The sequence below is a fragment of the Butyrivibrio sp. WCD2001 genome (assembly GCF_000424485.1).
GTDB lineage: Bacteria > Bacillota > Clostridia > Lachnospirales > Lachnospiraceae > Butyrivibrio.
In genome coordinates this window covers 162,071-184,289 of record NZ_AUJZ01000005.1, presented here as the reverse complement: position 1 = coordinate 184,289, position 22,219 = coordinate 162,071, and the positions used below count along the sequence as shown (strand labels likewise).

Below are 22,219 nucleotides of genomic sequence, written 5' to 3'. Positions count from 1 at the left end.
CAAGTCATTAGAAACTACAATGATTATTTTATCAAATCCTTTGCCCTCTGACCACTTAGAAGAGGTTTGTTTTTTCAGCAGGTCACCATAAATTTCATTATTTCCTTTATTCCGTTTGCGGCATCCCTCGCACTAACCTCAAGAATGATCTCACCTTTTTGGGCTGTCGCACCGCTGGGATCTCCGCCTATACCGATAGGCTTTCCTTCATCGGTGATGAAGTCCTCCCCCATCCAGGGAAGAGATGTGCTTCCGAAAAATGCAAGCTTTGCACCTTTTTCCGAGATTGAATAATGCCCCGTGCTTGAAGTCGTAAGGTCCACAAGGCTCTCATCCCTTGCCATCACCATGGCGGTTTCCATTTCTCCTCCGTGAAAATCGGCTTCATTTCCCGGAGTTATTGTCTTCTTTACTTCCGGATCCGAGAAAGAACCCGATGAAATCAAGTAGACATATATCCCAAGATCACGCCTTATCTGACGACTGACTATCTCTGCTGTTGCGCGGTTCCCTCCGTGGCAGATGAGAAGAGCTATATGCTTAAAGCCATGCCTTGTCAGGCACTCTGCTATGTCATACAAAACACTGTAGTAAGTCTGCGGTTTGAAAGATATCGAACCGCAAAAAGAAAGGTGTTCAACACTGTATCCCACAGGAATTGTCGGAAAGAAAAGAACCGATCCCGAAAGGACTTCATCGCTTTTATCCAAAGAGAGCTTCCCCATTATTCTCTTTTTCATCTCATCCGCAATGATCGTATCGGTGCCAAGAGGCGCCTGGTTTCCATGCTGTTCCAGTGCGCCGAGCGGTACCACTACGAGAGTCTTTTCTTTATCCACCTGCTCCATCTGCAGCCTTGAAAGATTTTGGTATTCCTGTATCATCAAGCTGCCTCCTGCACCTGTTCATTATCTGATCTGAGTCCCCTTGCTGAAGGAACAGCTGCGAGAAGTCTGTCATATACTGCGTAGCCTATGAGACTGTTGATTGCCAGTTTTACTACATTGAAAGGTATTGTCGCATAGATGATAAATGTCTGAAGGTTCTGGATTCTTGCATTTACTCCACCGACCATTTTTACGACATCATCAAGAGATACTCCCATCGCTTTTGCATATAAAGGAAGTGAAATGCAGGCATTTAAGAAGCATGCTGCACCGGTTCTTATAACAACACTGACTATAAGTGCTACCATAGCGGCCTTTCTTGTCTGTCCCATCTTCTTATAAACAATCCAGGTGGGAATTATGAAAAGAATGATGGCCATAAGGTTTACAAGCTCTCCGACATACATTGAGTTAGTTCCCGTGAGAAGTAGCTTTACTACAAGCTTGATGATCTCAACCAGTGCGCCTTCCGCAGGTCCCATAAGGAAAAGAGCGATGATTGCAGGCACGTCGCTAAAGTCAAACTTATAGAACGGCGGCATCATCGGCACCGAGATCTCCAGTGACATGAGTACGCCTGCAAGTGCTGCGAGCATTCCTGTTAATACGATTTGCTTTGTTGTGAATTTGTTTTTGAACATTTGATTGTTCCTCCCCGTGTTCTTTAGATTTTTGAACCGAAGGATTCCCGAGGAATAACAGCCATATCCGCATTTTTATGCGCCTGAATCACGAAGAAAAATCGTGAAACAAAAAAGGCGAAACCTGCATGGGGGCTTCGCCTTAATACGCGCACAATAAAACAGCAAAATAACAGCTATTATAATGCATTACTTCTACCATCCAGACTTTACTGTCGGTTTTGGAATTTCACCAAATCAGTCGCTTTCGCGAGTCGCGGACTGTCACCGCCGGTCGGGAATTACACCCTGCCCCGAAGAATTATTCGATTTTCTTTTTATACCTTATCAAAACACCTATGTATCGTCAATAGGAAAAACAGCGCTTTTCAGGCTTTTCCTCTATAGATGAAGCTCAGCATCGTAATGTCGTCAAACTGCGGTGCTTCTCCTACAAATTCATCAATCTCCTTTTTAACCGCCGGCAAAAGCTCTGTCGGTGACGCATCCGGATTTCGGTTCAGCGCATCAATAAGCCTCTGCTCTCCGAACAGTTCCAGATTGGCATCCGTTGCTTCCGTAACCCCATCCGTGTAGACAAACAGCCTGTCTCCGGGATCGAGATGGAACTCGCTCTGACGGAATTTAAGTCCTTCCATAGTGGCAACAGCCGGTGAATGTTTTGTCTTTATGAGTTCGTAGGAACCATTGCCTCTCCTAAACGCCGGATACTCATGACCTGCGTTGGCCTCGAGCGCATCACCTGTAGTAAGATCAATAACCACTGCCCATACTGTTACGAAGAGCTCAGCGTCATTTCCCTCGCAAAGCTGATTATTAACATTATATAGTGCCTCGCCCGGCTCTTCTCCCATCTGGAGGCGGTTCTTTATAAGTGTCTTTGCAATAACCATGAAAAGTGATGCCGGGACACCTTTTCCGGAAACATCTGCAATTACAAGAGCAATATGATTTTCATCCACCAGGAAAAAGTCGTAGAAATCACCGCCTACCTCTTTCGCAGGTGTCATGGTCGCATAAATATCAAGCTCTTTTCTGTCGGGGAACGGAGGAAAAATCTTGGGAAGCATATCCGCCTGGATCTGACTTGCAATGCTCAAATCCGCATCAATTCTCTCTTTTTCCGCGGTGACCTTCTGAAGATTAACCATGTAATCTTCAAGTTCCGTAATCATCTCTCCAAAGCTCTTTGCAAGCATACCAATCTCATCCATGATTTTCACATGAGACAGAATATCCTTTGCTATCTCCGGATCTTTCTTTTCGGAGTACTCTCTTACCTCGCGCTCAATGCCGATGATACGATGCAAAACATTTTTACTAAGGAGCAGGTAAAGAATAGCTGTAAATATGATAAGCACAACCGCTGAAACCAGTCCCTGGATGATCACATTTTTCATGATCTCGGAATTAACAACCGCCACACTTATTTCAGAGCATAGAAGTCCGACCTTTTCACCATTTATAACCACCGGAGCACAATAATTATACTGTTGGCCGAATTCGTTATTCATGATATCAAAGCCGTTCTGAGCTCTTCCTGTAAACCAGGTATCCCACATGGTTTGATGTATCTCCGGATCCTCGTAAACAACTTCCCCAAGCTTTAGAATTTCACGTCCATCTGGCGCTGTTTTCGTTTCCATCGTAGGATCAAACATATAGTTCATCTTCAGATCATTTTCACTCTCAGGATAGATGAAATATGTATACATCAGATCAAAACTGTCCGTCGCCTCAAAAAAAAGAGTAAACCATCGTTCAAAGGCGTAGTTGACATATAACCGCTGTCCTTCAAGATCAAGGTCATTAAAGAAAAGCGTTGTCCCGTAATCTTTTCCCGGATAATTTTCAAGAATATAATCATCAAAAGCACTCTTACTGACCGGAAGATCACTTTTGAAATCCACCGGAACCTGCACCAGATCAGGATGTTCCTGAAACCAGGCTTTCAGATATATGAACTCATCGCCTTCACTTTGTATCTGATTTACCAGATGTGTCGTTATCCTACGCAAATCCGAGACACACTCACTGTGATAGGATTCTGTCTGCGCAATATATGTCATAGTCCCGTTTACCAGGATCGTTCCCAGTGCAAATAAGGCAAAAACAATTATGAACATTTTTACCAGACTTTTTTTCTTCATTTCGTTAAGCTTCTGAGTATTTTCCATATCCACCATTTGTCCTTTTCATCATATGAAAAACCACATGAACCCTACATTTATATTGTATAAATGCTGATTCGTATAGTCTACTAACTTTAGAAAAACTTTATACTTAATTCCGTACTTCAAATGGCAATAAAGAAGGCTGTGCACTAATTTAATGCACAGCCTTCTTTTATAATTTTGAAAAGGTTTTACTTGGTGTTATCTGTAAACGTACATGTTGTACTTGCCAAAATATTCAACATACTCTTTCCATGCTTTTTTATAAAAATCAACGATTCTCTTCATAATCATAATTCCTTTCCGGCGTTATTACTATGCCTTCCGTATCGGTCAATTTCATATTACGTGATTATAATACCTCGGAGAAAAATATTAATCGCGTCATAACATGAATAAAAGTAGCCAAATCTTGCATTTGTTATCAGACAGGTTATACTAAAAGAAACGGTGTTTTTCAGAGAAGGAGCGCAATGAAGCCATTATTCGAGTCATTTGAGGATGATATAGAGATATATAAAAGAGCCAATATTCACACTCCGCCGCACCTCCACGGATTCATAGAATTCATCTACATTTCAAAGGGCACTATGGAGATCGGCGTGGGCCAGGAGCTCTACCACATGGAAAAGGGCGATATGGCTGTAATTTTCCCCGGTCAGATCCAGCACACCCAGGTATTTGATACGGAAAAAGGCACCGGACTGTACCTTATTGCATCGCCTTCCTACGCGGGATCAATCTCGGACACTCTGCTGAAAAAGGTCCCGGTCTGCCCGGTGATCAAAAGCAGTAATATACACAAAGAGATTCAGTTTGCCTTCAATGCTTTGTACGAAGAAATCGCAAAAAACAAGGAAAAAGGGCGTGACATAGATGCTTCAAGCAAGGTGCTTTACCAGTCCTACATCAGTATTATTCTGCTTAGGTCTCTTCCAGTTTTAAAGCTTACAGAGCGCGATGAAAAGGGAAACGGCGACCTTATCTACAGAACCGTTTCTTATATAGCCAGCAATTTCACAAAAGAGATATCCCTTACAAGCATGGCGAAGGATCTCTATGTCAGCCCGTTTGCCCTGTCGAGAGTTTTTTCCGGAACCTTCCACACCAACTTCAACAGATATCTAAACGAAACCAGATTCATCTATGCGCAGAGTCTGCTTCGCTACACCGACCAGACGATAACCGAAGTATATGAAAACGCCGGCTTCGAGAGCCAGCGAACCTTCAACAGAGTATTTACGGAGAAACTGCACATGTCTCCAAGGGAGTACAGGAAAATAATAAGACAGGACCTTGAAAACAGCACCGATGAGCTGTTTGTGTCAACCATGGGAAGCAAAGATGACTAATTCTTAAAGTTGAATGAACTTTTTTACTTTATGATGAAATAAGATTTGTGATGTGAGAAAATTGTAATTGGAAGATTTCTAAACAATCTAAGGAGGACATACTATGAGTAAAACATTGGTAGCATATTTCAGTGCCAGCGGTGTAACCGGGAAAGTTGCCGAAAAAATTGCAAAAGTAGCGAATGCAGACCTTTTTGAAATTGTACCTGTGACACCTTATACCTCTGAAGATCTTGACTGGCAGAACAGCAAAAGCCGCAGTTCTGTCGAAATGAATGATGCCACCTGCAGGCCTGCCATAAGCATCAAAATCGGAAATATATCAGGTTACAATCATGTTTTCCTGGGATTCCCGATATGGTGGTACCGTGAGCCCTCCATCATAGACACCTTCCTTGAGAGCTATGATTTTTCGGGAATCATTATTGTACCTTTCTGCACCTCAGGCGGCAGTAATCTTGGCGATACAGTAAAGAACCTTCAAAAAATGGCTAAAGGTGCAATGGTTATAAACGGAAAACGATTCACTCCGGATACACCCGAAGAGGAATATAAAAAGTGGGTGGACGAGATTATGGCATGATTATGCCTGTGTTCCTGTTTTTCCAATAATCTTCGCCGCAACTTCATTACCTTTTTTGCAGGCATCATCTATGCTCATATTGTTCATGAGTCCATAGGTAAAACCGGCTACGAAGCTGTCTCCCGCACCGGTGGTATCAACCACCTTAACCTTGCGGGTGCTCACCTCGCCTTTCTGGCCATCTGAGTAGTAAATGCAGCCTTTTTTGCCGCATTTGATAATTACGTTTTTCGCACCATTTTGAGCGAATATTTCAAGGCTCTCTTCCGGCGTCTTCCCGCCTGTTAAGAGAGCTGCTTCATGTTCATTTGGAATAATGTAATCTATGAATTCAAAAAGCGGTGCGATGTCTTTTATTGTCTCACCTTTTTTGGCTGTCGTCATATCGGCAATAAGTGTGCGCTCCGGTTTCTCTTTTATCTTTCCGAAAAGCACACCCATGTTTTCTATATCAAGCATCGGTGATACGAACATACTTGCAAAGCAGACAATGTCCGCAGCATCGTCTATATGCGGAAGGATGTGCTCTAGTGACAGCTTCCGCAAACTGCTGTAAGGATTGGTGATAAAATAGCGCTCACCTTCATCATCGTTGAGGACGATATTCATACCTGTTGTAAGACCATCCTCAATCGTGATTTTCTCTGTCGAAACGTTGTTTTCTCGAAGATTTTTCAAAACGCTCTGACCGGTTTCATCTTTGCCGATAACTGATATGATCTCGGTTTTCACACCAAGTCCGGACAAAACCACTGCTTCGTTCAGCGCATCTCCCCCAAAGGATATGCACATCCTGTCCGCAGGAACAGAGCCTTTGGAAAACAGATCCCCCGGAACAGGACCTGCATGGATATCCATTATTGCCGCGCCTATGACGGTTACTTCTTTTTTCATAGCATCCTCTTTTATAGTAATTATTTGTTTCAGGCCTTCCACTACATGATGGTTATAACCCCATGACTTCTCCGTAGATCATAACTGCGTTTCTGACACAGTCCTCACAAGGGCATAAGGGCTTTCCGTTTGTTACGGCTTTTAAATCTTTACATTTTAATGCGCCGCATCTTTTCCCAAACTCTACCTGAATCTGCTTCGTTACTGAAAGAGTTCCTTTTCCTTCTGTCTTAAGACCCGCTATCATGCCCGCACCGATAAGTGCACCGCAGGTGGCTTCCATGTTGCCCATACCTGCACAGAAGCCTGCAGATATCTGTTTAAGCTGCTCTTCGCTAAGTCCTGTCTGGTCTGCCAGTGCTGCCGTCACAGCCTGGGAACAGTTATACTGTCCGGAATTCTTTAAAGCTACTGCCTTTTCGGCTCTCTCACTTAATGTCATAATCTCTTACCTTTCCTTATTTTTCAATTTGCAGATTCCCTGCGTCATTGTTCCCATCGGACAAAATGAGCACCAGGTTCTCTCTTTATAAAGTGCCATTACTATAAGTCCTATCAGCGTTGATGTAAGCATCAGACTATAGAATCCAAATCCAAACTGCGCTACCCAGTCCGGGAATATACTTCCATTATAAGCCCATTTCCACGGCACTTTAAATGTCCAGAAAAGCTTTACCACTTTTCGAAGTGAACCCGCTCCTGAGAACACAAGATAGGTCTGGAAAATCATAGTTCCAAACATAGTAAGGAAAAATACAAGGAATCCATAGCGAAACCACTTGGAAGAGATCCACCTCGGAGCCTGTTTTCTTCTGGAACATTTAAGGTTCCTTCCGAGCACCCAGAAGAGCTGCCCTCTTCCGCACATGTGATTACAAAACCACTTATTGCCGCCGACTATTGCAAAAATCAGCGGCAATATGAAATCTATTATTCCGAGCCACGCAAACAGGATATTAAAAAATCCCAGCGCAAAATAAACTATTGTCCATATCCACAGGTAATCATACCAGTGCTTTTTTCTGTTTGTTGCCATCATCCACCTCTTCAACCTTTATAGAGCCCGCCGGGCATGCTTTCTCGCATATGCCGCATCCCACACATTTGTCGGTATCAACAACTGCGTAGCATCCCTTGAAAATATCTATCGCCTCTCTGGGACACTGCGCGGCGCAGACTCCGCAGGCAACACATCTGTCTGTATCGTTTGCTGCCTTTCTCATCTGTAAAGTCCTTTCTAAATTCTTTTTTCAGCTGATGGTTTTATTATAGGTGGTATTTTTTTTATATCAAGTACGCAGATTAATTATAGGTGGTACGAAAAAGTGTACCGGACGGAATACTGCGTGATATGGTTAATTGTCCCTTTCATATCATGAATTTGACTTTTGGTACGATTTAACCCTATGATGCAATAAATCTTTTTCTAATTCATATTTTTGTTGCACGCTCCCACGCTGGTTTACAACAAGTCTTGTTATTACCGGAATTATTGGTGTACACCAATTTTCAGAGTACAACAAATCTTAACCGACTCTTTGTATTTATTGTTTTTTAATCTCCGTCGTACAACAAATCCTAATTGCTATGTCATATTTATTGTTCCAATAGTTTTCGCATACAACAATCACCCTCTTCGTTACGATTTTTGTTGTTTACATATTTTCAGGTTACAACAATTCAGGGATATTTCTTCAAGCTTGTTGCATCATCCCTAAGATTTAGTGTATATCTGCTGCACTCAAATCAGCTCTCAACATGCAATAAAACGCCTCACACTTTTCGTGCTTGTAAAAAGTATCGATTCTTGTTAAAATGCATTATCTAAAATAGATTGTGCAAATTTTAATTTGTAATTTTTGAGATACAGGAGGAATAAAATAATGAGCGAACAACCTATCAGTTCAGATATGCTCGTGGGTGAGATCATCACAAAGCACCCTCTCGCAGCACAGTTTCTTATGGAGTGCGGCATGGGCTGCATTCACTGTCCCGCGTCACAGATGGAATCACTTTCTGAGGCATGTGCAGTACATGGCATCGATGGTGACGAGATCGTAGATGCACTTAACGATTATCTCATTGAGCATAATTCATAATAATATATAAGGGCTGCCGCATAATTGCGACAGCCCTTATTTTAGGCCGCTTTATCAGCGTATTGCTCATAAAGTTTCTCATACTCCCCGATTGCATCCTCGAACATTTTCATGATGTCATCATTTTTGTAGAGTCCATCACTGTTTTGTGATATCCCATCAAACTTCATGTTATAAATCATGGGCTGTTTGTTTAAATCCAAAAGGGATGTATCTCTAAGCTGCTGCGTGGACTGGTATACAAGATTCACTCCCCAGAAGGTCTCACCCTTGGAATCAGTCCATTTTGAAAATACAAGCTTACAGCCAATCGGTGTCTTTTTCTCAATGGTTCCCGGAAGTTCATAGCTTGAGGCGCCTAGAGCCGCAAGGACGCTGCCTACATTTGAGTCATGTCCGCAAAGGAAAGTGAACACTCTTCCATCAGTATTCATCTCGGAATAGATTTCCTCAAGAAGCGGATTTGCTACATTACATGCCACAAGCGGAGCTGTAAACAGGACATCACCGTAAACATCCTTGATCTCCGAAATACTTTCCCACTGCTCCTGACTGAGGCCATTTCCAAAGCCCGCTTTTTTCGCATCGCTTTCCTCATAGTACTGAAGGACAAGTGCATCACTTACAGAGCAGGCCGTTTTCAGAGAGCCTGACATAGCGGGCTCTGCGCCGGTCTCCAGCTTAATCACGCTGTCACTTGTAACAAAATCTCCTACATCTCCGCTTTTATAGCTCTCGGACTCTTCCATATCTATGACATCTGTGATCAGCTCGTAGTTGTCCTTCAGGCCTTCAATCGCAGGGCCGTACAGATCAAAAATCTGCTCCGTAGCATCATCAGCATACTCATCACCCGTAAAGGTAAGCTGCGGATTAAACACCGGATCCATCGTATCAAAATCGGCATGCCATTCAACGTCAAGACCTGCTGTCGGAAATGCCCCGCTCGAGAAATACTTTGCCGTAGCTATTGTGCGCTGCTTGGAGTTAGCATATATTCTGCACTCTTCACCGGTTGGATGCCAGTTTTCCGGGATAAGACTCTCCTCTTCCATCCATTTTCTGAAAAACTGCCCCATCTCTGTCTCGAGTACGCCGCCTCTAAGTGAAAGTTCACTGGGTGCTGACGACCACTCAAACCACTCATGCGGAGTAATTGTTCCAAGTAGTGACCCGCCTCCGCTAAGCGGAGACCTGATATTGTGCCTGCTCAGAACAACAACCTTCTCAAGCTTGTAGCCATCATGAGATAGTGTGCCGTTTTCCACAACATTAGTGACTGATTTCTGTTGTTGTCCCTTTGATTGCTCCTGCTTAGAGGCAGCTTGTTTCATAATTGCGGTACTTCCGACAGCGATCAATGTTGCCACTAAAGCAAAGACAACAATTATTCCAACCAGTTCCTTAGCCGTATGATTCAGTATTTTTTTCAAGTTTCATCCCCCTCATTTTTTGGTTGAAACTAATTAACGTTTACTAATAATTTTTCGTCATTTTCTTGGCTGTTCTTTATACTCCTTATTATTCTTTTCTGCTCTTTACTATGCTTTTCTATTCTTTATTGCTATATCCTTTGCTGCTTCCTGCTAAAATTTTTGTATTCTGCTATTTTTATCTGTTTTTTGCACGGAAGTTCGATAACCGTAAGTCTATTTGCTTACTTTTTGATTTTAGACTTATGCTTTTCGATGTTTTTGAGTCTATTTACGTTATATAGTTCATATTTGCTCAATATTGCATAAAAATATAGTGAGAATCCCCATTTTTCATTCTTAATATTGATAATTGGTAAGTCTATTTCAAGAAAATTGAGAAATAGACTTACGACCCAGTAAAATATTCTGTTAGAAGAATATTAATGAACTCAATAAAGTATAAAATCCCCTTCCCACAATATCAAGTATCTAACAGTAACTTATAACACTAACTTACAACATCAACTTATAGAAGCAACTGATAGCATTAACTCAAAACAACAGACCCTCACCACCGGCTCACAAATCCTTAAGTTTATCTCTCTCCTCCGCTATGACAGTTTTGTCGAGGCGCTCGAACAGGATTGATATCTCAGGAAGTCTGTAACCTGAAGGAATCACTTTGAACTCCCAGTCCGTATTTATTCCAAACCAGCTGCAGACCTTATCCGAGGAAAATGGCAGGAAAGGTGCAAGTACTACAGCCAGATTCGCAATAATCTGAACACACTGATACAAGGTATTTCTGCAGGCTGCCTCGTCGCTTGTTCTGGTTTTCCAGGGCTCCTGTTCGTCAAAATATTTGTTGGCTTTTCGCACCACTTCAAATACACCTTCTATGGCATCCTTGAAATTTCCTTTTTCGATCTGTTCACCTGTAGAGGTGTATAGCTGTTTCAGCGTATCATCCCAGTCTCCTGCGGAAGTTCCCTCCGGGATTACCCCATCAAAGTATTTGGCAATAAACGTAAGTGTTCTGTTTATGAAGTTTCCGTAAGCCCCGAGAAGTTCGCCGTTGTGATTATTGACATATTCTGACCAGGAAAAATCGGAGTCCTTTTTCTCGGGTCCGTTCGCCAGGAAATAATAGCGAAGAGAATCGGGATCATACTTATCCAGAAGGTCTTTTACCCAAATCGCATAATTTCTGCTTGTGGAAATCTTCTTTCCTTCCAATGTGAGATATTCACTTGATACTATCTGATCAGGAAGACGATATCCAGCGCCGTGGGCAATCAAAAGTGCAGGTAAAATAATAGTATGGAAGGGAATATTATCCTTACCATGGACATAGTAGTGCTTTGCATTTTCTCCGAAAAGCTCGTCAAAACTCTCACCTTCCCGGTCTGTTACCTGCTTAGCTGCAGACAAGTAACCAAGCACATTTTCTGCCCAGATATAAATTGTCTTTTTCTCATAGCCTTCCTTTGGAACAGGAATTCCCCATTCAAGGTCTCTGGTAAGTGCTCTGTCCCTAAGTCCCTCATCAATGTAGCGGTTTGTGAAAGATATGGCATTTTTTCTCCAGTTCACCCCATTATCAACAAGGTCGCGGAGCTGTTTTTCCAATTTACTTATAGCAATGTACAGATGAGTAGATGCCCGGAATGTCACCGGGTTCTTACAGACAGCACAGATAGGCTCTTTTAAAATTTCGGGATCAAGAACTGTTCCGCAGGCGTCACACTGATCTCCCCTTGCAGGCTCACCGCAAACAGGACAGATACCGGTTACAAATCTGTCCGCAAGGTAAGTATTGCAGCACTCGCAGTAGGCCTGAGGCGTCTCCTTTTCATAAACATAATCTCCGTCGTAGAGCTTTCTGTGGAATTCCTGCACAAATTCTTTATGCGCATCGTCGGAAGTTTTGGTGTAGCAGTCGTAGGTAAATCCAAGACGATTAAAGCAGTCCACAAATTCCTCATGATAATGATCACTGATTTCCCGGGGCGATTTTCCCTCAGACTTAGCCCTGATGGCTACAGGTGTTCCGTGACAATCACTTCCGGAAACAAAATACACTTTGTCCTTACAGGCTCTGTGATATCTTGCTAGTACGTCGCCGGGAAGAAGTCCCGCAATATGTCCGATGTGTAATGAACCGTTGGCGTAGGGCCAGGCACCACCTATCAATATATTTCTGTTCATCTCATTTCCTCCTTTGAATTAAGTTTGATAACAATCAGCAGTTTCTTAATTTTTTGTACAAAAAAGCCCTCCTCTCTGAATTATTTTCAGGGACGAGAGCTTACGCTTCGTGTTACCACCCTAATTCACTCACACCTCACGATATGAGCCTTAGCAACTACGGATGGGAAATGATCCATCGATAGTCCGGCACTGTAACGGGCGCACCCGTCGTAGCCTAAGTTCAAAAGAACCTCGGTACGCGGCTCCAAGACCATGTTCGGTTGCTGCTTGCTCACCGGCTCTCACCAAACGCCGACTCTCTGTAAAGCTCCTAACAACTTACTCTTTCTCTTCTCAGCTTTGCTATAGGTTAGTACAAACATATAGTTATGTCAACTAAAATAAAAATATAAACTCCCCGGAATCTGTTTATGATTTCCGGGGAGAAGAGAATTATCTACAATAAGTTTCACTCAGCGACAGGCTGGAAATTGATGATCTCTGCATTCATTGCTTCATCAAACATACGCTGAAGCTCTGTATCATCACCTACCTTGTCTTCGCCGACATAATAGGTTGCATTTCCGTCGGTATCGAAGGTCTCGGAAGCTTCCTCAGCTACTGCAAGTTTTCCATCCTTGATTGTGTTCTTGGTAACAAAGTGGTGACCTGCTGTGATAAGCTTGCCATCAGCCATTGCCAGGGGATTAGCTGTTCCCTGTGAAGTAACACTGCCAAGATACTCAACAGCACCGTTATCATCATATATGAAAATCGATGAATCAATTGCTGCGTCTGTGTCATCCCACTTGTAGCAGCCGCTTGCTACCAAAAGAGCATCCGTTCCATCGATAGTTACATTTGCGTAGCCCATTCCGGGTTTCAGGCTGTCAACGAGTTCAGTGAAGGTTGCGTACTGTGACATATCAACTTTTGAAAAATCTACAGGTGCAATATCTGAAAGAGGCTTTAGTTCAACGTCTGATTCCTTCTGGTCCTCATAGTTCTTCATAGCTTCATCGTACTCTTCCTCAGAGATAGGAGTCCACTCCTCCATATCATAGGTAGCAAACCAGGGCTTTTCCTCGTCCTCGTAGCCATCGTACTTATAGCCGTACTGACAAACCATATCTGTGTCATTGTTCATAAGTGCATAAAGTGTAACGCCGCTTTCCTCTGCTCCGCCGGAGTATTCGTTGGAGATAAATGAATTGTTGTATACATAGTATCTGTCTCTTGCTCCGCCGCTTACTACGTGAGTTGCTTCTTTGTCTACCATTGTGAATACATCGTAGATCGCACCGCTCTCAATATCACCTATGAAAAGTTCATCAATACCGTCTACGTTTACATCCTTGTATGCAAAGCCGATTTTTGAAAGGCCGTCCTCGCCCTCTGCCTGCATTATTGCATAGTAGTCAGGTGCATAGCCCATCTCCTCGAGCTTATTGGCATCTGCGCCTTCATTTAAAGCGTCAATGAAATCACTAAGTGTATAAGCGTAAAGATCCTCGCCCTTCATACCTGCGCCGTAGCTGAAGGTTCCGCCATTTGTAGCAGTGATATTTTTGATAATGTCCTCAGCAGCATCATAAAGTTTTCCGAAATCCTCGGGCATGTCCTTGTTGTAGTCCCACTGAACCTCGGTTGCTTCGCCCTTTACCACATCGTAGCTAGCGCCATCCTTGTCAAACAGCTCACCCTTCTTCATATAAGGTCCGCCGGCATATTCTGAAGGTGTCTCTCTTGCCCAGATTGAAAAAATCAGTCCGGGGAAGCCTTCCTCTCTGGTCTGCTTATGATAAATATCTACTCTGCCTTCGCTGACCTCTGCTTCAAAGATCCCTGAAAACTCATCAGGTATTGTTACTTCGAAAAGATCTGCTGTGATAACGTTGTCGGTTATAACCTCGGAATTCTCATCCTTCTCGCCTTCTTCAGAACTCTCCTCATCGGCTGCTTCTGTCTCCTCTGAAGCTTCAGCCTCTTCCGGTTCCTCTGTTGTCTCTGCCACTTCAGTTTCCTGCGCCGTTGTCTCTGCAGGCTGCGATGTTCCTACCTCTGTTCCGCCGGTCTGTCCGCATGCAGAAAGTACAAATACCAATCCAAGTGTTGCTGCTACAAGTCTCTTTTCCATAATTATCTCTCCCTCACAAAAAAGATTGTTTTTCGTTGTTTTCACCTTACACGCTTATTATATTTCCTTAATTATCACATTTATATCACACAGAAAAATCAGTTCATTCAAATCCGTTATAGAACTACTCAAATAATATTTTTATCGTGTAAGTATCATCACTTGAATACCTTATCATCTCCAGTCCTACAAAATGTCGTCAACATTATTACGTCATATAGAACCCCCATTATAAGCAGACCACATCTTTAAGCGTCTCCCTAACTGCGCCTTCGCCTTCAATCATGGCTGCAAAGTAGTCTGTTACCCTGTCTGCAAGACCTGTCTGCTCAAGGTCCACGCCAAATATCTTCTCATCCTTAAGAAGCGGAAGAACCTTCGCCTTCAGCTCATCTGCCGAAAGTTTCTCACCGAGACGAATATCCTTAACATACTCCTGACACTTTGTAAGAAGCGGATCGGGACTGGGCTCAAAGGTCTTACCATCGTCTGTTACTCCCATAAGGTAACGAAGCCAGCCTGCAAAAACAAGAGGAATACACTTAAGGTCCATCACATCAAGAGTATCAGAAGCCGCATAGGCTTTAATTGTCTCACCGAATCTGATCGGAAGCTTTTGCGATGTATCACAGGCGATTCTCTGCGGTGTATCCGGCATGAACTTATTAGGAATTCTGACGTTAACTACTGTGTCTATAAATTCCTGAGGTTTGATTACTCCGGGATCCGTAACAACGGGAAGTCCCTCGACATAGCCAACCTTCTTAACAAGTGCCACAAGGTCCTCATCCTTCATCTCTTCGGAAATCTTGTCATAGCCAAGGACGCATCCGAATACTGCAAGGGATGTGTGAAGTGGATTAAGGCAGGTGCAGACCTTCATTCTCTCAACTTTATCAACTGTCTCTTTTGTTGTGAAAATAACGCCGACCTTTTCAAGCGCGGGTCTGCCGTTCGGAAACTTATCCTCTATTACAAGGTACTCGCTCTCCTCTGCATTTACGAAGGGGGCTACCCAGGTGTTCTTACTTGTTACAACTGCTTCCAGTTCTTCTACTCCGTCATTTTTCAAAATCTCATTAACGGAGTCGTCGGGTCTTGGTGTGATCTTATCAATCATGGACCAGGGGAAAGATACCATGCTCTCATCCTTAATGTAAGAGAGAAAATCCTTGTCAGCCTTGCCATTCTTTACCCAGTTCTCCGCAAAGGCACTTATAGCTTCGAAGAGTTTGTCGCCGTTGTGTGAGCAGTTGTCGGTACTTACCATGGCGATGGGCTTTTTACCTGATAAAAATCTCTCATATAAAAGTGCCGCCACTTTTCCGATATAACTCGCAGGCTTTTCGGGGCCGTTCTCAAAATCTGCTGCCACAGCCGGGAGGAGCTCCCCTGCGGGATTTGTAAGACAGTAACCCTTCTCCGTGATCGTAAATGTAGTAAGCTGCAGAGAGTCTGCCCTGAATATCTCCTTAAGTCTCTCGAATTCTTTTTCATTTTCAGAATCTAAGATACAGGACTCGGCGATGCTTTCAACTACTGTTTTCTCCACACTGCCATCAGCCTTGAGAGTAACAAGGATTGAGAGGTTGTCGTGCGGTCTGTACATCTTCTCTATTATTTCATAGTCGAAGCCCTCAACTACGGTGAGGCCCTTGGTAGCGTGGCCTTCTTCCAGCATTCTCTGGGCGAGATTTGCCTGGAATGCTCTGAAAATGTTACCTGCTCCAAAGTGAACCCACTGGGGAGTGGCTTTGGTTTCTTCTATCATTTTGTCCCTGTCGAAGGTAGGAAGGATGTAACCTTTCTCCTTCCAGGTGGTGTCTGATTTTATGCTTGATGAATTTAGTTTCATGGTCTATTCTCCTGATTTGTTTTCTCGATTGCTTCCCAGAGGCCGTTTATGTAGGTTGCGCCGAGGGCTCTGTCGTAGAGGCCGTAGCCGGGCATTGCAACCTCGCCCCAGATCATTCTGCCGTGGTCGGGACGGATAGGGCCGTCGAAGCCGGTCTCGTAAAGGGCCTTGACGATCTCATACATATCGAAGGTTCCGTCTGAAGACAGATGTGCAGACTCCTCGAAGTTAGTGGGTGATATGAACTTGAGGTTACGGACATGTGCAAAATGAATTCTGCCCTCGAGAGCTCTTATCATGTGCGGAAGGTCGTTCTCAAGGCTTGTACCGTAGGAGCCTGAGCAGAAGGTCACGCCGTTGTGAACATCATCCACTGCCTTCATAAGCTTTAAGATGTTCTTTTCATTGTTGATGATTCTGGGAAGTCCGAAGACAGACCACGCAGGATCGTCGGGATGGATTGCCATCTTGATATCATACTTGTTGCAGACAGGCATGATAGCCTTAAGGAAATAGACAATATTTTCAAAGAGCTTGTCCTCATCCACATCCTTATAAATCTCAAAGAGTTCCTTTACATGAGCCATTCTCTCAGGCTCCCAGCCCGGCATTACAGAGCCGTTTGTATCACCTGCAAGAGATTCAAACATCTTCTCGGGATCGATGGCATCAACTGCTTCCTGGGTATAAGCAAGAACCGTTGAGCCGTCTGCTCTCTTTCTTGCAAGCTCGGTTCTGGTCCAGTCAAACACAGGCATGAAGTTGTAGCATACCATGTGGATGTCTTCTTTTCCGAGATTCTCAAGAGTCTTGATATAGTTGTCGATGTGCTCATCCCTGTCTGTGGTTGCGGCCTTGATGGCATCTGAGACATTTACGGACTCGATACCGGCGATCTTAAGTCCCTCTGCCTCGACATCCTTTTTCAGTGCCTGTATCTCACTCTGCTCCCAGAGTTCGCCCGCCTGTTTATTATAGAGAGTAGTGATTACTCCATGAACTCCGGGGATCTGTCTGATCTGCCAGAGCTTAACCGTATCGTAATTTGTGCCATACCAGCGAAGTGTCATTTCCATAAAAAGATTACCTCCAAAATTTTCCAAAATAACAACATCTATACCTTACTTTTTTGACCTTTGATTTAGAATAGAATTAGTTGTTGCGCACTTTGCAAAAATTGCCATATAATATTTTTCATGAAAAATAAGCTAAGATCATCCTTTAATACAAGACAATATATGCTCTCCTCGGATTTCGAGGTGTTCTACTATTCGGACAGGAATTTCCCAACCCTTAGTCCTCACACCCACGATTACTATGAGTTCTACCTTTTTATCGAGGGTGATATTACGATGGAGATTTTTACCGGAAAGGGCGAATCCACTCTTCACAGGATGTCTCCCGGCGATCTGATGATTGTTCCTCCCGGAACAGGCCACCATGCCATCATGAATGATCCCACGCAGAATTACAGACGTTTTGTCTTCTGGATCAGCAAAAAATGCTGTGAGAGCCTTACGGCAGAATCTGTTGATTACATGTATCTCATACAAAAAGCGGAAGCTTTTCACAAGTACATATATCACCTGTCACCCTCTGAATATCATCAGGTGGAGCACAGGTTTTTAAGACTTCTTGAGGAGATATCAGCCGAGCGCTACGGCAGCAGTACAGCAAGACATCTGTGCCTATGCGATCTCATCATAACAATAAACCGCGTGATCTACGAAGAGGAGCATTCGGGATCCAAAAATGATGAGCTCTCACTTTTCCAGAATGTCCTCTCCTATGTTGAAAATAATCTCGAAGAGTCTCTCTCCCTCGATGATATCGCGGGGCAGTTTTTCGTAAGCAAGTATTATATATCACATATGTTCAAGGACACCCTGGGCATCTCACTCCACCAGTACATAATCAAAAAACGCCTTGCCGAGTGCCAGAGCGCCATCACAAACGGCGAGAGCATCAGCAAGACGTATGAACGATTCGGCTTCCGAGATTATTCCAGCTTCTTCAAAGCCTTCAAAAAAGAATACGGCATGTCCCCCAAGGAGTACCAAACCCTCTACTCCCACGACCACGCATAAGCAGGCTTCGCCTCCAACGGCGCCTGCCGTAACCGCCCCTCAGGCCCCGGCCCCAGCCCCGGACCATATACTCAGATGAATCGTCATCTTGGCGAAATTCATCACGCTCTTTGTTTGTCATCATGCGTGGGGCAACATGTTTGAAAGATGTTTGCTTAAAGCCACTTACATTCTTAAGACTTTTTGCTTCTATATCCACTCGCTTGAATTTTCTAATGCTCACGCAGATTTCCTTTATTGTGCATGCTCGCTATAATCGCTTTTTCAAAGCTCATTATCTCGCATGCACTTAAAATCTGCTATGTGAGCATAAGAAAATTCAAAGCTCAGAATAAATTGCTAAAAAGTCTTAAGAATGTAAGTGGCTTTTGCAAACAGCCTTGAGTTTTGACCCACGCATGAATTAAAGAAAACAAAGAGCGTGATGAATGTTCTTCGCCAACTGACGATGAAAATGAGTATATGGTCCGGGGCTGGGGCCGGGGCCTGAGGGGCAGTTACGGCAGGCGCCGTTGGAGGCGAAGTCTCATATAAGGCATCACCCGAGGCTACTGTCTTCGTCTATCTTTTTAATTATGGTGTTGGTCAGGATAAGGAGGATACAGCCAACTGCACTCTGTAGAAAGGCCGCAGCGGATGAGAAGCTGAAGTTGGCCTGTTTCATCAAAGCCTTATAAACATACACATCCAGAGTCTGTGTCACAGGTTGCAGTGAATTAGAATCCAGCGGCACCTGATAGAATAAGCCAAAATCCGATGCCAGGAGACTTCCCGTCCGAAGGATCAGAATCGTTGCAATGGTTGGCTGAAGCAGCGGCAGGGTTATGTATTTCGCCCTGTCCATAAAGGTCGCTCCGTCGAGAGATGCACTTTCATAAAGCGAACGGTCTATCGCTGTAATCGAGCAAAGATAGATTATCATGGAATATCCGGTTGATTTCCAGAGCTCTGTAATTATCAAAATAAATCGCCAATACTGCGGAGACTGGTACCACTGCACCGAGGACAATCCAAAAAGGCGGAGAATGTGATTCAGCTGTCCTTCATCGGTTGCAAGGAATCCGTATACGCAGTAGCTCACTACTACAAAGGATAAAAAGTACGGCAGCACCGTGACCATCTGAACATAGCCGACAAAAACCTTATTATGTAATTCCGTCAGGCATATCGCCAAAATTACAGGTAATGCAATTCCCAGTATTAAAAAGATTATATTGTAAGACAGTGTGTTAAAAATTATCTTTGGCATGTCGGAGGATCTCAGCAAAAATGAAAAGTTCTTGAGCCCGACAAATCGGCTGTTAATAAACAGATTTCTAAACAGCGACTGCCCCGGCACCGGAGTAAACTGTTTGAAGGCAAAGGCCACACCAAACAACGGAAGATAGGAAAATAATAAAAACCAGATAATCGCCGGCAGTGCCATAAGAAGGAGATCTTTTGTATCCTTTCTTTTTTTCCTGTTAACCATTTATACAACCTCCGAAAATGCATTCAATATTGGCTTATGTCTCATTTTGCCTGAGTTTCCCAAGCCTGAAGCTGACTGTTTATATCATCCAAAAGTTCATCTATTCCTGCTGCTTCCATTCGCTTTTTTATCTCCGGAATAACCTTGTCCGGGTCGCTGGTTCCCGTGCACAGTTCAGTGGAATAATCACTGTAGACAGCTCTGACAGCGGTTATTATATCCTCATTATTTACAGGATCGTAGGCAAAGCCGCCGGCTCTGCTGTAAATGCCGTCCTCAACATATCCCTCATATACAAGCTTCCACTGATCGGGATCCGCCAAAATAGTCCGGCTTACAGATTCAACTGATGCACTTACTGCCGATCCCGTCTGATACAATCCCGTATGGTATCTGTCATTTCCTGCCGGAAGTCTAAGTATTGTTCCATTATCCAGATATTCAAAATGTGTTCCCTCAATCCCGTAAGCGAGAATATCTCTGAACTTTTGATCCGTATTAAGGAGCTCGAGATACTTAAGGCATGCCACCGCTTTTTCTTCCGGGCAGGCTGCACATATAGCAAACAAAGCCCCCTGCTCACTTGAGCGGGACAGATACGGTCCCTCATAGATTGAGGTCTTCACGTTAAATCCCCACTGATCCGGATTTGAATATCCCTTATATCCTCTCCAGGCAACACCGCCCCTTACAGGGATGGAAATGTCTGCTGCCGTCGACTGAATCGTAGCTGCATCCGGATGTATATATCCTTTGGAATACCACCTATGAAGTGTGCGGTACTTATTCACAAGTTCATCGCATTCCCAAAAAGGAATCGCCTTTACCGCTTCATCATCGCAGTCATAAGGGATCACAATTATACCATCCACTATTCTCTCAACGCAGTTCAGATACCCGGGAACTCCACTCTTATCCATGGCCAGAGGATATTTATCAGGATAGTCATTTTTATAAGTTTCAAGGAAGGGCTCAAGATCATCAAAGGTCATCTCTTCCGGAATTGTCATCCCCTTCTGCCCTTCAAAATAATCGGCATTTAATCTGAACATTTCTTCAGCGCCCATATCCTTAAGAGTGGGAACGCCGTATATCCTATCCTCCAGCTTTGCACAATCCCAGTATTTTCCGATGGTATCATAGAGCGCAGGCGTCTCTCTTTGCACGAGCTCAGTTATATCAAGGTAGCATCCAGCAGCCGCATTTTTATCAAAGCTGTTTAGCCATGAGCTGGTAAAAACCATGTCATAGTACTCACCGGAAGCCATCATCAAATTGATCTTTTCACTGGGCTGGAATTCCAGATCCACCTTCACTCCGATTTTTTCAGCTGATACTTTGTTAGCCTTTGCTATTACCTCTTTGGCATCCAGCGGGATGCTTCCGTTGTCATAGGTAACCCACCTGAGAGTAATTATGTCATCGTCTCCCTTAGCTGAACTTATACTGCAGCCTGTCAGGATCAGCATTAAGAGAAAAATTATGGAAAAATACAGATAAGCTTTCTTCATAATCATCCTTTCACAGCACCTACAGTCATTCCTGTGGTCAGAAACTTCTGGAAAAACGGAAACAGTATCATAACAGGAAGTACAACTATTACTACCATCGCCATACGTATAGTAGCAGCCGGAGCAACGCTCGCCTGCATTCCCGATAAGTACTGTGCATCCTTTGTTATGGCATCTATACTTCTCTCCATATTTACAAGTACATACTGAAGCGGATAAAGCTCGGTATGATTGCTGTCAATGTATAAAAGCGACGGATACCAGCTGTTCCAGAATGAAAACATCTGAAGAACTGCAACGGTCATTATTACAGGCTTTGCCACCGGAACAACAATAAAAAGAAAAATCTGCGGATGCCGGCATCCGTCGAGACCTGCCGACTCGATAAGTGAATCCGGAATAGCACTTTGAAAATAGTTCCTCAGAATCAGAATGTACCAGGTGGAACATAATCCCGGGAGGATCAGTGCAAAATAGGTATTGTTCAAATGCAGCACCTGTGTGTTGACCATATAGCTGGCAACCATTCCTCCGGAAAACAGCATCGGAATCATAAGAAATACCAGAAGAATTTGGCGATAACGAAATTCTTTTCTCGAAATGACATACGCCATGGGACACATCAGAAAAAGTCCCAGGAGCGTTGCAGAGATGGTGATCAGGACAGAGTTAAAGAAAGCTCTTACCAGATAGCTCCCGGAATTCATAAGATACCGGTATGCATCGAGTGACAGCCCTTTCGGGAAAAAACTGTACCCAACTTCCGTGATACTGTCCATAGTTGAGAACGATACGATAAACACAAGCAATATTGGCAATAAAATCAAAACCGTCAAAATAAAGAAAAGTATTGTAGCAACAGCGTTAGCGCGCTTAGAATAAGCGCTGTCATTTGGACTGACTAAATTTTCCACCTGCTTATC

Annotated in this window: 19 protein-coding genes, 1 riboswitch and 1 other annotated feature; of the genes, 4 read left to right on the top strand and 15 right to left on the bottom strand. The window is 43.6% G+C overall.

Features of this window, described 5'->3' with window-relative positions; all coding sequences use genetic code 11:
• Positions 1 to 74: 74 nt before the first annotated feature.
• The 3 genes from G630_RS0105670 to G630_RS23405 all read right to left on the bottom strand — a co-directional run bounded on the left by G630_RS0105670 (position 75) and on the right by G630_RS23405 (position 3,678).
• Positions 75 to 884 carry a creatininase family protein gene (locus tag G630_RS0105670; RefSeq protein WP_026498022.1) on the bottom strand — a complete coding sequence of 270 codons (810 nt, stop codon included), beginning with the start codon at positions 882 to 884 and terminating at the stop codon, positions 75 to 77.
• Positions 884 to 1,528 carry an ECF transporter S component gene (locus tag G630_RS20890; RefSeq protein ID WP_022762654.1) on the bottom strand — a complete coding sequence of 215 codons (645 nt, stop codon included), beginning with the start codon at positions 1,526 to 1,528 and terminating at the stop codon, positions 884 to 886. Before G630_RS20890 ends, G630_RS0105670 begins: the two co-directional genes overlap by 1 nt.
• A gap of 186 nt (positions 1,529 to 1,714) precedes the next feature.
• Positions 1,715 to 1,833, bottom strand: a riboswitch (FMN riboswitch).
• A 63-nt stretch (positions 1,834 to 1,896) separates the two neighbouring features.
• Complete coding sequence (locus tag G630_RS23405) at positions 1,897 to 3,678, bottom strand: SpoIIE family protein phosphatase (protein WP_196805756.1); 1,782 nt, start codon at positions 3,676 to 3,678, stop codon at positions 1,897 to 1,899.
• A gap of 497 nt (positions 3,679 to 4,175) precedes the next feature.
• Between G630_RS23405 and G630_RS0105650 the strand changes: the two genes are divergently transcribed.
• Both G630_RS0105650 and G630_RS0105645 read left to right on the top strand, forming a co-directional pair.
• Positions 4,176 to 5,054 (top strand): AraC family transcriptional regulator, encoded by an 879-nt coding sequence (locus G630_RS0105650; protein ID WP_026498021.1) that lies wholly within the window; start codon positions 4,176 to 4,178, stop codon positions 5,052 to 5,054.
• Positions 5,055 to 5,157: 103 nt separating this feature from the next.
• Positions 5,158 to 5,637 carry a flavodoxin gene (locus G630_RS0105645; protein ID WP_022763241.1) on the top strand — a complete coding sequence of 160 codons (480 nt, stop codon included), beginning with the start codon at positions 5,158 to 5,160 and terminating at the stop codon, positions 5,635 to 5,637.
• Here G630_RS0105645 and G630_RS20880 read toward each other — a convergent pair whose 3' ends face one another.
• From G630_RS20880 to G630_RS20875, 4 genes are read right to left on the bottom strand one after another with little or no spacing between them, the layout of a single operon-like run.
• Positions 5,638 to 6,531 carry a carbohydrate kinase family protein gene (locus G630_RS20880; RefSeq protein ID WP_044958781.1) on the bottom strand — a complete coding sequence of 298 codons (894 nt, stop codon included), beginning with the start codon at positions 6,529 to 6,531 and terminating at the stop codon, positions 5,638 to 5,640.
• Positions 6,532 to 6,583: 52 nt separating this feature from the next.
• Positions 6,584 to 6,973, bottom strand: coding sequence for a C-GCAxxG-C-C family protein (locus tag G630_RS0105635; RefSeq protein ID WP_026498020.1), 390 nt, complete (start codon positions 6,971 to 6,973; stop codon positions 6,584 to 6,586).
• Positions 6,974 to 6,979: 6 nt separating this feature from the next.
• A complete protein-coding gene (locus G630_RS0105630; protein ID WP_026498019.1) occupies positions 6,980 to 7,567 on the bottom strand; it encodes a 4Fe-4S binding protein in 588 nt (195 codons plus the stop codon).
• On the bottom strand, positions 7,536 to 7,754 hold the full coding sequence (locus G630_RS20875; protein ID WP_022763245.1) for a DUF362 domain-containing protein: 219 nt from the start codon (positions 7,752 to 7,754) through the stop codon (positions 7,536 to 7,538). The genes G630_RS0105630 and G630_RS20875 overlap by 32 nt, the downstream gene beginning before the upstream one ends.
• A 660-nt stretch (positions 7,755 to 8,414) precedes the next feature.
• On the opposite strand from G630_RS20875, the gene G630_RS0105620 reads away from it, so the two are divergent.
• Entirely contained in the window at positions 8,415 to 8,630 is a 216-nt protein-coding gene (locus G630_RS0105620) for a DUF1858 domain-containing protein (protein ID WP_022763246.1), read from the top strand.
• Between the two features lie 41 nt (positions 8,631 to 8,671).
• On the opposite strand, the gene G630_RS20870 is transcribed toward G630_RS0105620, so the two are convergent.
• From G630_RS20870 to uxuA, 5 genes are all read right to left on the bottom strand, one after another.
• Positions 8,672 to 10,063: a histidine-type phosphatase gene (locus tag G630_RS20870; protein WP_196805755.1), complete on the bottom strand. Its 1,392-nt coding sequence runs from the start codon at positions 10,061 to 10,063 to the stop codon at positions 8,672 to 8,674.
• A gap of 561 nt (positions 10,064 to 10,624) precedes the next feature.
• The gene (metG, locus tag G630_RS0105610) at positions 10,625 to 12,253 is read right to left on the bottom strand and encodes a methionine--tRNA ligase (RefSeq protein ID WP_026498018.1); all 1,629 of its coding nucleotides are present in this window, start codon (positions 12,251 to 12,253) and stop codon (positions 10,625 to 10,627) included.
• A gap of 85 nt (positions 12,254 to 12,338) precedes the next feature.
• Positions 12,339 to 12,600: a binding site (T-box leader), on the bottom strand.
• A 104-nt stretch (positions 12,601 to 12,704) separates the two neighbouring features.
• Positions 12,705 to 14,372, bottom strand: a complete 1,668-nt coding sequence (locus tag G630_RS0105605) for a hypothetical protein (protein ID WP_026498017.1) — start codon at positions 14,370 to 14,372, stop codon at positions 12,705 to 12,707.
• A gap of 229 nt (positions 14,373 to 14,601) precedes the next feature.
• Entirely contained in the window at positions 14,602 to 16,227 is a 1,626-nt protein-coding gene (locus G630_RS0105600) for a mannitol dehydrogenase family protein (RefSeq protein WP_026498016.1), read from the bottom strand.
• Positions 16,224 to 17,303 (bottom strand): mannonate dehydratase, encoded by a 1,080-nt coding sequence (gene uxuA / locus G630_RS0105595; protein WP_026498015.1) that lies wholly within the window; start codon positions 17,301 to 17,303, stop codon positions 16,224 to 16,226. The genes G630_RS0105600 and uxuA overlap by 4 nt, the downstream gene beginning before the upstream one ends.
• 120 nt (positions 17,304 to 17,423) lie before the next feature.
• On the opposite strand from uxuA, the gene G630_RS0105590 reads away from it, so the two are divergent.
• On the top strand, positions 17,424 to 18,314 hold the full coding sequence (locus G630_RS0105590) for an AraC family transcriptional regulator (RefSeq protein ID WP_026498014.1): 891 nt from the start codon (positions 17,424 to 17,426) through the stop codon (positions 18,312 to 18,314).
• A 538-nt stretch (positions 18,315 to 18,852) separates the two neighbouring features.
• On the opposite strand, the gene G630_RS0105585 is transcribed toward G630_RS0105590, so the two are convergent.
• Genes G630_RS0105585 through G630_RS0105575 form a run of 3 tightly spaced genes read right to left on the bottom strand, consistent with a single transcriptional unit; the run spans position 18,853 to position 22,210 of the window.
• Positions 18,853 to 19,785, bottom strand: a complete 933-nt coding sequence (locus G630_RS0105585) for an ABC transporter permease (protein ID WP_026498013.1) — start codon at positions 19,783 to 19,785, stop codon at positions 18,853 to 18,855.
• A gap of 41 nt (positions 19,786 to 19,826) precedes the next feature.
• Complete coding sequence (locus G630_RS0105580) at positions 19,827 to 21,296, bottom strand: ABC transporter substrate-binding protein (RefSeq protein WP_044958778.1); 1,470 nt, start codon at positions 21,294 to 21,296, stop codon at positions 19,827 to 19,829.
• A gap of 2 nt (positions 21,297 to 21,298) precedes the next feature.
• A complete protein-coding gene (locus G630_RS0105575) occupies positions 21,299 to 22,210 on the bottom strand; it encodes a carbohydrate ABC transporter permease (protein ID WP_049946111.1) in 912 nt (303 codons plus the stop codon).
• Positions 22,211 to 22,219 lie beyond the last annotated feature (9 nt).

What these genes read in the sequence shown, in the direction of transcription:
- G630_RS0105600 (WP_026498016.1), bottom strand. Translation starts at nt 16,227, where the DNA reads ATGAAACTAAATTCATCAAGCATAAAATCAGACACCACCTGGAAGGAG.
- metG (WP_026498018.1), bottom strand. Translation starts at nt 12,253, where the DNA reads ATGAACAGAAATATATTGATAGGTGGTGCCTGGCCCTACGCCAACGGT.
- G630_RS20890 (WP_022762654.1), bottom strand. Translation starts at nt 1,528, where the DNA reads ATGTTCAAAAACAAATTCACAACAAAGCAAATCGTATTAACAGGAATG.
- G630_RS0105635 (WP_026498020.1), bottom strand. Translation starts at nt 6,973, where the DNA reads ATGACATTAAGTGAGAGAGCCGAAAAGGCAGTAGCTTTAAAGAATTCC.
- G630_RS0105670 (WP_026498022.1), bottom strand. Translation starts at nt 884, where the DNA reads ATGATACAGGAATACCAAAATCTTTCAAGGCTGCAGATGGAGCAGGTG.
- G630_RS0105620 (WP_022763246.1), top strand. Translation starts at nt 8,415, where the DNA reads ATGAGCGAACAACCTATCAGTTCAGATATGCTCGTGGGTGAGATCATC.
- G630_RS20875 (WP_022763245.1), bottom strand. Translation starts at nt 7,754, where the DNA reads ATGAGAAAGGCAGCAAACGATACAGACAGATGTGTTGCCTGCGGAGTC.
- uxuA (WP_026498015.1), bottom strand. Translation starts at nt 17,303, where the DNA reads ATGGAAATGACACTTCGCTGGTATGGCACAAATTACGATACGGTTAAG.
- G630_RS0105605 (WP_026498017.1), bottom strand. Translation starts at nt 14,372, where the DNA reads ATGGAAAAGAGACTTGTAGCAGCAACACTTGGATTGGTATTTGTACTT.
- G630_RS0105590 (WP_026498014.1), top strand. Translation starts at nt 17,424, where the DNA reads ATGAAAAATAAGCTAAGATCATCCTTTAATACAAGACAATATATGCTC.
- G630_RS0105580 (WP_044958778.1), bottom strand. Translation starts at nt 21,296, where the DNA reads ATGAAGAAAGCTTATCTGTATTTTTCCATAATTTTTCTCTTAATGCTG.
- G630_RS0105645 (WP_022763241.1), top strand. Translation starts at nt 5,158, where the DNA reads ATGAGTAAAACATTGGTAGCATATTTCAGTGCCAGCGGTGTAACCGGG.
- G630_RS0105630 (WP_026498019.1), bottom strand. Translation starts at nt 7,567, where the DNA reads ATGGCAACAAACAGAAAAAAGCACTGGTATGATTACCTGTGGATATGG.
- G630_RS0105585 (WP_026498013.1), bottom strand. Translation starts at nt 19,785, where the DNA reads ATGGTTAACAGGAAAAAAAGAAAGGATACAAAAGATCTCCTTCTTATG.
- G630_RS23405 (WP_196805756.1), bottom strand. Translation starts at nt 3,678, where the DNA reads ATGAAGAAAAAAAGTCTGGTAAAAATGTTCATAATTGTTTTTGCCTTA.
- G630_RS0105650 (WP_026498021.1), top strand. Translation starts at nt 4,176, where the DNA reads ATGAAGCCATTATTCGAGTCATTTGAGGATGATATAGAGATATATAAA.
- G630_RS20880 (WP_044958781.1), bottom strand. Translation starts at nt 6,531, where the DNA reads ATGAAAAAAGAAGTAACCGTCATAGGCGCGGCAATAATGGATATCCAT.